9 protein-coding genes are annotated in these 11703 nt (G+C 44.8%); 5 read left to right on the top strand and 4 right to left on the bottom strand.

What is annotated here, in order from left to right; translation table 11 throughout:
• Window positions 1–62: 62 nt before the first annotated feature.
• The 4 genes from ABF86_RS06910 to ABF86_RS06895 all read right to left on the bottom strand — a co-directional run bounded on the left by ABF86_RS06910 (window position 63) and on the right by ABF86_RS06895 (window position 5611).
• The gene (locus ABF86_RS06910; RefSeq protein ID WP_074684941.1) at window positions 63–1622 is read right to left on the bottom strand and encodes an MraY family glycosyltransferase; all 1560 of its coding nucleotides are present in this window, start codon (window positions 1620–1622) and stop codon (window positions 63–65) included.
• Window positions 1619–3841 carry a polysaccharide biosynthesis tyrosine autokinase gene (locus ABF86_RS06905; protein WP_240142256.1) on the bottom strand — a complete coding sequence of 741 codons (2223 nt, stop codon included), beginning with the start codon at window positions 3839–3841 and terminating at the stop codon, window positions 1619–1621. The genes ABF86_RS06910 and ABF86_RS06905 overlap by 4 nt, the downstream gene beginning before the upstream one ends.
• Before the next feature lie 74 nt (window positions 3842–3915).
• Window positions 3916–5133 carry a polysaccharide export protein gene (locus ABF86_RS06900; protein ID WP_074684939.1) on the bottom strand — a complete coding sequence of 406 codons (1218 nt, stop codon included), beginning with the start codon at window positions 5131–5133 and terminating at the stop codon, window positions 3916–3918.
• 52 nt (window positions 5134–5185) lie between these two features.
• The gene (locus tag ABF86_RS06895; protein ID WP_256201564.1) at window positions 5186–5611 is read right to left on the bottom strand and encodes a low molecular weight protein-tyrosine-phosphatase; all 426 of its coding nucleotides are present in this window, start codon (window positions 5609–5611) and stop codon (window positions 5186–5188) included.
• A 203-nt stretch (window positions 5612–5814) separates the two neighbouring features.
• Here ABF86_RS06895 and ABF86_RS06890 point away from each other — a divergent pair, with 203 nt between their 5' ends.
• The 5 genes from ABF86_RS06890 (at window position 5815) to ABF86_RS06870 (ending at window position 11702) form a co-directional block, all read left to right on the top strand.
• A complete protein-coding gene (locus ABF86_RS06890) occupies window positions 5815–7056 on the top strand; it encodes an oligosaccharide flippase family protein (RefSeq protein ID WP_074684938.1) in 1242 nt (413 codons plus the stop codon).
• Between the two features lie 15 nt (window positions 7057–7071).
• On the top strand, window positions 7072–8103 hold the full coding sequence (locus ABF86_RS06885) for a hypothetical protein (protein ID WP_074684937.1): 1032 nt from the start codon (window positions 7072–7074) through the stop codon (window positions 8101–8103).
• Window positions 8103–9194: a glycosyltransferase gene (locus tag ABF86_RS06880; RefSeq protein WP_074684936.1), complete on the top strand. Its 1092-nt coding sequence runs from the start codon at window positions 8103–8105 to the stop codon at window positions 9192–9194. Before ABF86_RS06885 ends, ABF86_RS06880 begins: the two co-directional genes overlap by 1 nt.
• 217 nt (window positions 9195–9411) lie before the next feature.
• The gene (locus tag ABF86_RS06875; RefSeq protein ID WP_143032844.1) at window positions 9412–10575 is read left to right on the top strand and encodes a hypothetical protein; all 1164 of its coding nucleotides are present in this window, start codon (window positions 9412–9414) and stop codon (window positions 10573–10575) included.
• The gene (locus ABF86_RS06870; RefSeq protein ID WP_074684934.1) at window positions 10572–11702 is read left to right on the top strand and encodes a glycosyltransferase; all 1131 of its coding nucleotides are present in this window, start codon (window positions 10572–10574) and stop codon (window positions 11700–11702) included. Before ABF86_RS06875 ends, ABF86_RS06870 begins: the two co-directional genes overlap by 4 nt.
• The last annotated feature ends 1 nt before the right edge of the window (window position 11703 follow it).

The following is an 11703-nucleotide window of genomic DNA, read 5'->3' as shown; positions in this document are numbered from 1 at the left end:
GCTGCTTGCTGCGAAGGAAACCTGATCAGGTTTGGCGCTATGTCTGCAAGGAAGTACGCAGATTATGAATTTTCTTTATTAGGCTGATTGTCGGTGGAATTTTGTTCGGCGATTGAGTCCTGGTCATATATTGCTTCGAATATTAATAATTTCTGATTATCTTTTCGCCAGTCAGCCAAACGTCTTCCTCCATAAGAATTATCGCGCTCAGATAATTTTCTTCGATCATTCTGCGGGTTTCGTTCTATAAAAGGGCGCAACTGAATATGGCAGCGTTCATTTATATGTTTTTGTGCCGATGCAATGAAGCTTCCAATTTCATTTTTCATCGTTTTGGTATCCGTATCCAGCAATCGTATGTTGACAATTACTGCATATTTTTCTGTGTCGTTGGCAGAGGTTTTATTTTTGATTACATGTATCAATGAATCCAGGCTGGGCCGTAATTCTTGCGAAATCATATGGACTATATTTTTAGCTTCCTCTGCTGTGTAGCTACCCAGGAAAAAGCCACGACTTTCGGTCGGGATCAGGCCCCGGAAAGTATGCAAATAGCGTAAAGCGGTAATCAGATGCCATGGGTAAAGTGTCAGATAGAAATACCCGAAAAAAAGTACCAGGAAAGCCAGAAGCATTACCTGTTCGTGGATACCCAGATACAGGCCGGCCAACCCTGTCAGGCCAAACAGTAGTTGCACAGAAGTAATGGTAAATACTGCGTCGTTAACACGATACCCAGCATCGAGAAGGATATGGTGAAAATGGTTGCGGTCGGGTTTGAATGGCGACTTGTGCTGCCAAATCCGGCGCAACATGATACTGATGGTATCCATCAGAGGAACAGCAAATAGCCAGAGGGCCGTTACCGGCGTCATGGCACGGCTGCTGCCTTGCGAGAGGTCTATCAGAAGCCAGGTAATCAGAAGTCCCAGCAGCATACTGCCGTTATCGCCCAGAAATACTTTGGCACGAGGTTGTAGAGGGCGACGTAAGTTGAAAAACAGGAACCCCACAACGCCACCGATGAGTGCAATGATAATAATGAGGCTGGATTGGTGGCCGGTAGCGAGAGCAACTATGCCCAGCAGCAGCAAGCTTGTTAGTGACACGGATCCAGATAAACCATCAATTCCATCTATCATGTTGAAAGCATTGATACTTCCAATGATGGCAAAAATGGTGAAAGTTGCTGCAATGCCAGGTAATGCGAGTATCTCGCCAAATGGTAAGTTGCCAATATCAATCAATATCACTTCACTTACCAGTACGATAATTAATGCTGACAGGGCTTGTATGACCAGGCGTGTTTTGAAATGAAGATAAATAATGTCATCGATCAGGCCCATGATAAAGATGATGCTGGAGCTGATCCCTAGTCCTAGCCATTTCACGGATTGTTCCGGATAGAGGTAGCCAAGGAGAGGAAGGGCAGCGAGAAGAGAAACAAAGATTCCTGTGCCCCCCACAAACGGTGTGAGATGTTTGTGTTGTTTATGCTCTCCTGGGCGATCCAGAATGCCGCTGATATGTGCCAGAGGAATTGCCAGTCGGATGGTAAGGCCAGCCAGTATCGTGCTGATAATAAATAGTGCGAGCTGCTTCGGGAGATCGAATTCTGTCATTTCTTGCTGCGATAATCATATTGGTAGCTATACTGTGTATATCTGTGGTGTGATGAAGTTTCGGGAATGCCATTGAATATCACACCCTTCAGATTTACGCCTGCCAGTACAAGTTTCTTTACACTTTGTTCGAGCTCACGCATCGGATGGGTTCCAGCCCTAACCACCATCAATGTCACGCTTGCCAGGCGACCGATAATGGCCGCGTCGGTAGCGGCCAGGATGGGAGGTGAATCGATGATGATCAAATCATACTGCTTGTTGACAGTTTCCAGAATTTGCTCGAATCGCTCGTGTAGTAATAGCTCGGATGGGTTAGGCGGTATTGCTCCGGTTGGAATGAAGTGGAAATTTGCCTGGGGCACAGATCTGGTCGCATCCTTCAGATCGATCGATTGACTGATTAATTCGGACAGGCCTTTCTCTCTTCCTGTGCGCATGGATTTGTTGATGTCACCCCTGCGCAGATCTCCATCGATCAACAAAATATTTTTGCCGGCATCTGCCATGACGGCAGCAAGATTCATCGAAATGAATGTCTTTCCGGCTTCTGGACTCGGGCCGGTGATCATGAGGATGTTGTTACGCGCCTCCAGAAATGCAAAGTGTAAGGTTGTTCGCAAACTGCGCAGGCTCTCTATGGCAAGATCTTCTCTGTTTTCCAGTGCCAGGATGATTGGAGGATGATTGCCTGCTACAGGTTTGCCTTTTAGTTTTTTCTCGATCAGCTTCTGGTGTCTACTGCGCTGAACCGTGGCATAAACTGGAATATTCAGGGATTTTTCAATGATGTCAGGATTTTCTACCCCGCGGCTGAGTGATCGGCGAATAAAGGCGAATATAACTCCCAACATTAATCCTGCCATGAGCGCAATACCCATGATCAGGGTTTTTTTGGGTTTGATCGGTAGATCGGGCGGTATAGCGTAATCAACAATTCTTACATTACCCACCGTACCTGCTTTGGCTACTCGTATCGTCTGAGCGTGATTCAACAAGGTGGTGTAGAGCTCGGCATTGACTTCCACATCCCGAGATAATCTGAGAATGATTTGCTGGGTTTCCGGCAGTTTGCCTATTTTTTTGTCAAGTGCATGGATTTGCGTCTGCAGTCTGCTGATCTGCTTGTCAATTGCAACGACATTAGGATGAGATTCCGTAAATCTCTGTCTCAGTTCATCCCGTTTTTGTTGCAGAAGTGTAATCTGGGTATTTAGCTCGACCGTACCTGTCAGTATATTCTGGGTTTCAAGATCGAGATTAATTGAACCTTCGCGAATTCTGTAATCGTTAAGGGCGTTGGTAGTGGTTTCAAGTTGTTCCTTGAGAGCGGGCAGCTGTTTTTCCAGGAATTCAAGGGTTTTTTGGGATTCTGCTGATTTTTGTTCGACATTCTGCTGAAGATAGGTATTGGCAATTTCGTTAACAATTTGAACAGCTTTCGCTCGGTTGTCTGATTCGATGGTTAATTGAAGAATGCCGGTTCCCTTGCCAATTTCTGCAATCGAGAGAGTTTCCTTTAGTTGTCGGATTGCTTCTCCTTGGGAGCGGCGTATCAGAGTGAAATGAGTGTTGGGACGTGCTTTCAGATGAGTAACAAATAGCTTGATTGGGTGCAGAGAGCCTTCTGGCTGCTTGGCAGCTAATTTGCCGACTTCCCCCTCAAGAATGACTTTATTCTGATAAATAAGCTCGAAGCGGTTTTCGCCGAGTGATTGCAAAATAATTTCTTCATTTTTCCAATTGTCGGGTATTTCAAGCGTATCTACCTGAATGACCTCGCCTCCCCAGGCATAATGTGATAGCCATTCAGATGGTGGATTGGATAGGGTGCCGCTCTCGTGGAAGCGTTGAAACCATCTGGCTGCAGCGGCGCCTATGAACGGAAAAAACCTGGGTGTTGCAATAATATCCAGACTCAAATTCCTAATTGTTTTTCCCAGGATCATTCTGGACTTGATCAATTCAATTTCAGCTTGAACCGGCGTTTTGGTTTCAAAGAATGTTGATAATGAATCCAGTTGTTCAACCATGGATTGTGTATTTTCTCTGACCTGTAACAAGCTGTCCGCCTTATAGATCGGCAAGCTTAAAAGTGATATGGCAGCACCGATCATGCAGGTGATAAAGGTGATGATAAAAATCAGTTGCCTGTTGTCTGCCAGAATATCCAGCAGTTCTCCCAGATCGATTTCGTCACTGTTTTGATCAGATGGCATGTCAGGTAATGAATGAGTCATGTATTCGGGTATGACTATCCTGTCGCAGTAATGTGTGGCATATATCCACGTAACTAGTGTCTCAGAAAGGGTTGAATTCTCAGCGAGCCATCAAATGAATTCAGCAAATTAATTGTCGGCTGAATTTGTCCGATGATCTGGTTCCAGCGTATCCCCTCGGCGCGATCAACATAGATGACATCACGTGGTTGTAGCGGAAAGCGATCTGCAAGCAGTAATGCATCAGGTGATTTGGCGTCCAGATGGTAGATCTCCGGCTTGCCCAGCCCGCCACGGAAAACAAAAATTCTGGCTGGGTCTGAAGTAGTTTGATCAAAGCCACCTGCTTCACTTAATGCTTCAGTAAGTGTCATACGTGCTTTATTCATTACCAAACTACGCGATCGCCCGGTAGCTCCCCCTGCGACAAAGTAATTGGTTTCACCCAGTACGAAAACCTTGTTTAACGCACTATCCGGTACATTCAATACATCTCCATGCTGGAGTAACACATTCTGCGTAATATCGCCGCCTTCATAGAGGCTGAGCAGATTGATACTGTAGGTTTTGTCATTCCGAGTCAGGATGATATTACGTAAATCTGCTTCCTGGCTTGCTCCTCCTGCATTGTTAATCGCTTCCAGGACAGTCAGAGGTATATCTTTCACCAGTTGAACGCCAGGGTTGGCCACCTCGCCTACCACATAAACCCGCTGGCTGCGGTAGGCGGCTACCCGTACATCAAGCTGAACGAACTCGATGTACTTTGATAGCTTCCTGGTCAGTTCTTCGCGGATTTCCTCTACTGTTCTTCCAGCCGCCTGTACGACACCCACGTAGGGATAAAAGAATGTACCATCTTCGCCAACAACATTTCCTGCAGATTCGGCAGAACGAAATTCGCCCGCCGGGATAGTAAGTTCAGGATGATCCCAGACGGTAATATTGAGAATGTCCCGTGGCCCTACACGGTATTGTGTATAGGGTTCATCTTCTATAGGAATACCTTTGATCGTTTTGGCGCCGATACGGTAATCAAAATAATGGTTGGCAACGTTATCAGGAGCGAGGCTGAAGTTTTTATAATTTTTTTCTAACTTAATGATCAGCTCGGCATTAATTGTCTGAATATTGAGTTTCTTTAAAATGGCTTCGTCATTTTCCCGGGTAGGCATTTCTGTGCTGGACTGCCGGGAAAACGGACTCATGTGCTGTCCGGGAATAATGGAGCAGGCAGCAAGTTCGAATAATACCAAGAGAACAAGGGATGCTCTTGTACGCTGTAAATTCATAATTGAATGAAGCTGATGGTTTTCTGTCAAGAAATATTTCTCTGGCAGATTTTTACAATTTTGTTACCCATTGATCTACAGCCTGCTCAATGAGCATTATTGAATGTATGAATACTGATTTATCTTTCTGGTAGGGGTCATCAATATCAATTTTTTTCCATTCGCCCAAGCGAAACACTTTTCCTTTTGCGCTGGGTGTGCGTGTTTCGATTGCTGTTTTCTGCCATGTTTCCATTACCAGGATGAGATCAGCTTTGTGAATCATGCTGTCAGCAAGCTGTCGGGCGCGGTGAGCAGAAATATCCATGCCTTTTTGTGCCATTAACTGACAAGCTATGGGATCTGCTTCATGACCTGTCAATGCTCCCAATCCAGCAGAGCTGACTGAATGATCTGTTTTTCCTGCCAAGGGCAGTGCATGCTGCAGAATTCCCTCTGCCATGGGGCTTCTGCATATATTTCCTGTGCAAACAATCAATATATCGCGGAACAAGGCTGATTTCTGTATTAAATAAGGGGATGAATTTTGTCTAGTTTCTGCTTTTGATCATCCAATACGTGCATTATAGTGTTTAAAATATAAAACAGATATGATGCAGTGCTAAAACAAAAGGGATGTAACAAGTATATTTGGTATTGTACCGAGCTGATAATTCACTGAACTGATCCCGATCTATTTCTTTGGCTGCTACCTCCAGAAAAAAAAATGATTTTCGCAGAGTACTGAGTAATCTGTTATCGCTTGCGGCGGTGCGGGGTCTGGATTATCTGGTGCCATTGATTACCCTGCCATATTTGGTTCGTGTGTTGGGGATAGAAGGTTTCGGCCTGATCAATTATGCCTTGTCTTTCGCTTTGTATTTTTCAGCAGTGATGCAGTATGGATTCTCGATAACAGCGGTTAGAAAAATTGCACAAAATCGTGATAATCCTGAAGAGATTTCTAGTATTTATAGCGAGACTATCACCGCCATCCTGTTGCTCGTTGTAGCAAGCGCACTGATCTATTTTCCGATAGTGCTACTCATAAATGATTTTCATCAGCACTTTTTGCTATACGCATTCTCATTCTGCTTTGTTTCTGCACAAGCATTATTTCCTCTCTGGTTCTTCCAGGGGGTAGAGCAAATGCGACAAAGTGCCATTATCAGCATTACATCAAAGTTCTTGATGTTGGCTGGTATTTTTATATTTATCAGAGACGAGTCAGATTACTACCGGGTTCCGATGTTATATGCAGTAGCCATGGTGGGGTGTGCAGTCTTTTCTGTGCTCTGGATTGAGAGTCGATACAAGATTACATATAAAGTACCCTCACTAATAAAAGTAAAAAATGCATATAGAGAGGGAGCAAATATTTTTGTCACCCAGCTGACACCAAATTTGTATAACAATTCTGCTTTTTTTCTACTGGGGATTTTTGAAGGACCAATAGCGGTAGGATTTTTTAGTGCAGCAGCAAAAATAATCGATGTATTCAATTCCGCAGGAATCATAATTTCCAGCGCATTTTTTCCATATTTAGCAAGAAACAGGAGCGTAATACCAAAGTTTCATAAGTTAATGTTGATAGCGGGCGTTCTTCTGTTCGTGCTTTGCTTTATTTGTTCTGATTTTCTTGTGGCGATTTTGTTTTCTGATAAGGGGATCGGGGTTGCTTATTACGTCAAGTTGATGAGCTGCGGGATTTTTGCCTATTTCATGATCCTTTCATTTCACAATAATGGCTTGGTGCTAGCGGGAAAAGATAAATACGTTCGTCTGATTGCCACATGGACGTCTGGTCTGTTCTTCTTATTAGGGCTGGGTATCGTTCCGACCTTTGGTATTTATGGTGCAGTGATCATGCTGGTGGGTGCGCGGGTGATAATGGCAACGTGGGGATTCTTTTTTTATAGAAAATATGCTGCAAACATTCTTTAGATTTGGAAATTTACTATGAAAAAGATAGCCATACATAACCGCCCTGGGAGCTTTAGTGATCGTTGGATGGTGTATTGTCGGCAAAAGAATATTCCATACAAAACAGTTGATTGTCATTCGTCCGATATTATTGAAGAACTGGCTGGTTGTTCATTCCTGATGTGGAACTGGAGCCAAACCTATGCTGAAGACATGTTGATTGCACCAGGGCTAATAAAAGCTGCGGAATCGATGGGAGTTCAGGTTTTTCCGAGCTTTGAAACCTGCTGGCATTTTGATGATAAGGTGACGCAGAAATACCTGTTGGAAGCTTTAGGTGTTCCTATGGTTAAGAGTTATGTTTTTCTCGACCGGGCCAAGGCGCTGGAATGGGCCAGGAAAACAGAATATCCGAAAGTTTTCAAGCTGAGAAGTGGAGCTGGAAGTACCAATGTTATTTTGGTAAACGATGTTAATAAGGCAGAAAATCTTATTAACAAGGCTTTTTCAATCGGTTTCTCACCGGTTTCGCGTTGGAATGCTTTGAGTGAGCGCTGGTGGCAGTTTAGAAGAGATAAAACTCTTATTTCTTTCTTCAATATCTCCAGGGGAGTCTTTCGTGCGTTGATTAAGAATCCCATCCTTAAACGTCTGCCAATTCAAAAGAATTATGCCTATTTTCAAGATTTTATTCCAGATAACGATTCCGATATTCGTGTGATAGTTATAGGAGAAAGAGCTTTTGGCATCAAAAGGATGGTGCGCACAGGGGATTTTAGAGCATCCGGAAGTGGAGAAATCCTGTATGACCCAGAAATGATCCCAGAAGAATGTATCAGGTTGACATTTGATCTTGCAAAAAAAACCGAGTCGCAGTCCCTTGCTCTGGATTTTGTTTTTCTTGAAAGCAAGCCACTGGTTGTAGAGATGAGCTATGCATTCGCATCTCACGGTTATCTACCATGTCCTGGCTATTGGAAAAACGACATGACGTGGGTAGGGGGAAGTTTCTATCTGGAAGATTTCATGATTGATGATTTGATCATGTCTTCAGTAGAGAGGAACTAATGCATATTGCCATATATCTCCCGTCTCTGCGTGGTGGTGGTGCTGAACGGGCTATGGTTACACTGGCCAATGGTTTTTCTGATAAAGGGTTGCAGGTGGATCTTGTGCTGGCCTGTGCTGAGGGTCCTTATCTTGCTGAAGTTTCACCCGGAGTGCGTGTAGTAGACTTGCAATCCAATCGGGTACTGACTAGCCTGCCTGCTCTGGTGCGATACCTGCGCCGGGAGCGACCCCAGGCAATGTTATCTGCCCTTAACCATGCGAATGTGATTGCTGTTGTGGCGCGGATGCTGGCTGGGATACCTGTCCGTTTGGTAGTAAGTGAACGTAACAACGTTTCATTATCTGGCAGCTCCTTAAAGAATCTGCGCTCGCGCGTAGTGTTTCACATGATGCGGTGGGCCTATCGCAGAGCAGATGGTGTGACGGCAGTCTCCGGAGGCGTGGCGGATGATCTGGCAAAAGCCATCAACTTGCCACGTGATCGGATATCTGTGGTTTTCAACCCCGTGGTAACACCAGAGTTGATCAAAAAATCCAGGATGCCATTGGATCATCCGTGGTTGGGAGAGGGCAAACCACCTGTTATTCTGGGTGTGGGGAGGCTCACACCGCAAAAAGATTTTGCTACCTTGATTCGTGCTTTTGCCCAGGTACGCGCTGTGCACGACTGTCGCCTCGTGATCCTGGGAGAAGGTGAGTTACGGGTGGAGCTGGAGATGCTGGCAACATCCCTTGGGATACGGGATAGCATCCAGTTTCCAGGTTTTGCTGAAAATCCCTTTGCATGGATGAGTCGTGTACGGTTGTTTGTGTTGTCTTCCAGGTGGGAGGGGCTGCCGAATGTGCTGATTCAGGCAATGGCTTGTGGTGCTGCAGTAGTGAGTACTGACTGCCCGAGTGGACCGGATGAAATCCTGGAAGGAGGGAAATGGGGAAAGCTGGTACCGGTGGGGGATGTGAACGCATTGGCGAAAGCGATATCAGAAAATCTGCAAACGCCCGGCATGGTTAATAGTGCGGAACGTGCAATGTTCTTTAATGTTGGGAATGCGGTTAATGCCTATTTAAGGTTGTTGATGCCAGGATAGTCTTGTAGAGGCTACGTTAATTAGATCGAAAAGAAAGTCAGTCGCAATAATTTTTTACTATTGAATGATTGTTATAACAAGTGTTGCAGGTATTCTGATTTTTTTTGTTTCGCTGGCACTGGCCGTTGTGTGTACACAGAGAAAGGAATACCCTCCCCTGATATCCTGGTCGTTATTGGCAACAGGACTGGTATATGGGTTGGGGTGGGTCACTGTCGTGCATGCTGCCATATCCGGAGCTGATTTTCTTGGGGCAGAAAGGATAGCTCATGATAGAGACTCTTGGGTATTCTATAACCTATCTGTTTTATTTACGATTCTTGGCATATTTCTGGGGTGGAGCGTGCCAATTACTTCTTTTGTCACCGGAATAGCGTCGCGTATTTTCTTTCTCAACTACAGGGAGCTGGTGTTTATAGCGTGGTTTATGCTTATTGCTGCTTTTGTGTTGAGATATCTGTATGTCAGTGCTTTTGGAGGTTTTTTTTCTTATCTTGAATATTCCAGGGCTATCAGGTCGGGAATTTTTGAGATAAATAATCCTTGGAGTTTCTTGCAGCCTTTCGGTCATCTAGCACTTTTTTCATCCTATATTTTTTGGGCTGCAAGAAGAGATGGTAATAAAACACTTTTTAATTTCTTGGGATTTTGGCTGGCATTTCTATTTTCGGTTTATATACTGTATTCGTGGTCTGGCAGAGCTGGTTTCGTTGTGTATTTGTGTGTGTTTTTGCTGGCTTTTATTTATCTTAAGCGTTTTTCAGCCAGAATAGTTGTAATTGGTGGAGCGGTTGGCAGCCTAGCTGCTTTATATCTGTTGTATATCATCAGTAATATCTTTGAAATAAAGGGAGCTGATAATTTTTCGTACTATGTGGTGAAAGAAATTTCTTTTCCTTTTGTAGGTTTTTTTTCTCAGTTGGAACAAGGAGATTATTTATATCGGGGTTTTACCGATTTACTATATTCACCATTGTATCTGCTTCCCTCTTCCTGGACTACAGGCTTGATGGAAGGTGTGGAACAGATAAATACCTTGGTTATTTCAGGTGCAAAGAAAGGAGATTATGGTGTAACCGGGACAATTCCCGTTGATTTGATAACACTGGGGCTTATGCAGGCACATGTTTTTGGAGTTTTTATAACGAGCGTAGTATTTGGTGGATTTATAAAATTATTGCAGGCTTTTTTTGATGCCATAAAATCTGATTCGTTGTGCTGTATTTTTTTGGCCTATGCTGCTATAAAAATCGGCTTTATTTCTATTTTTTATGCAAATCCATCTAATTTTATTGCCTCTGTTTTTCCTGTTTTGTTGTTAATGTTATCGATATTGTTCTACAAGAGTTTAATGCTGATATTAAGGCTAGGTATTAGATGAGCCATATCTTTCACGTTATCTCCGGCCTCAACGATGGCGGTGCCGAGGCTGTCCTGTACCGTTTATGTACCAATGATAACACTGAGAAGCACCATGTCATTTCCTTGATGGATGAAGGTAAATATGGGCCTTTACTGCGCAAAGCTGGAGTGTCAGTGTCTTGTTTGTATATGCCGCGTGGCCGAGTTACGCCTGGTGGGCTGTGGCGACTATGGCAGTTGCTGCGTCAGGCCCGCCCACAAGTGGTGCAAACGTGGATGTACCATGCCGATCTAATCGGTGGTGTGGTTGCCCGTCTGGCCGGAATAAGGCAGGTGTGCTGGGGTATTCACCATTCTACTTTGGATGTTGAAAAATCCAGGCGTTCTACCATCCGGGTGGCTGGATTGTGTGCCCGCATTAGCTCCTGGGTGCCATCAGTTATCGTCTGTTGCGCGCAGGAGGCACTGGAAGTACATCGTGATCTAGGCTATGCGGCAAACAAGTTGCAGGTGATTCCCAATGGTTACGATCTGGTTCGTTTCAATATTGATGCGGTTTCTCGTACGCAACTGCGTGTAGAGCTGGATACAGAGAATCGCTGGCTGATTGGTATGGTAGGGCGGTTTGATCCACTGAAAGATCATAAAAACCTACTGGATGCATTGGCAACAATTAAATACCGAGAGGTAGATTTTTGTTGTGTACTGGTGGGGCGTGGATTGGATCAGAACAATACGCAACTGACTGCTTGGTTGTCGGAACTGGATCTAACTGGAAAAGTGAAACTGCTGGGGCAACGCGTGGATATACCTGATGTAATGAACGCGCTAGATGTGCATGTTCTTTCCAGTTCCAGTGAAGCGTTTCCCAATGTAGTAGCGGAAGCCATGGCCTGCGGCACACCCGCAGTGGTGACGGATGTTGGGGATGCAGCGATAATAGTTGGTGAGACTGGCTGGGTCGTGCCGTCAAAAGATCCGGAAGCACTAGCTGATGCCTTGTTGCAGGCGCATATAGCCATGCAGGATGAGGTTGCCTGGCAGGCGCGCTGTGCTGCTGCCCGGCAGCAGGTAGAAGCTCATTTTAGTCTGGAGCGCATGGTCGAGAGCTACCACCTCGCGTGGAAGAATGTGGTTCTGGAATAAA

This window comes from Nitrosomonas sp. GH22, assembly GCF_009833115.1.
In the GTDB taxonomy this organism is placed as follows: domain Bacteria; phylum Pseudomonadota; class Gammaproteobacteria; order Burkholderiales; family Nitrosomonadaceae; genus Nitrosomonas; species Nitrosomonas eutropha.
This window is presented reverse-complemented; position numbering and strand designations above follow the sequence as displayed.

Bases quoted from the DNA above. Each gene is read 5' to 3' on its own strand.
- ABF86_RS06910 (WP_074684941.1), bottom strand. From the start codon at position 1,622: ATGACAGAATTCGATCTCCCGAAGCAGCTCGCACTATTTATTATCAGC.
- ABF86_RS06905 (WP_240142256.1), bottom strand. From the start codon at position 3,841: ATGCCATCTGATCAAAACAGTGACGAAATCGATCTGGGAGAACTGCTG.
- ABF86_RS06900 (WP_074684939.1), bottom strand. From the start codon at position 5,133: ATGAATTTACAGCGTACAAGAGCATCCCTTGTTCTCTTGGTATTATTC.
- ABF86_RS06885 (WP_074684937.1), top strand. From the start codon at position 7,072: ATGAAAAAGATAGCCATACATAACCGCCCTGGGAGCTTTAGTGATCGT.
- ABF86_RS06880 (WP_074684936.1), top strand. From the start codon at position 8,103: ATGCATATTGCCATATATCTCCCGTCTCTGCGTGGTGGTGGTGCTGAA.
- ABF86_RS06870 (WP_074684934.1), top strand. From the start codon at position 10,572: ATGAGCCATATCTTTCACGTTATCTCCGGCCTCAACGATGGCGGTGCC.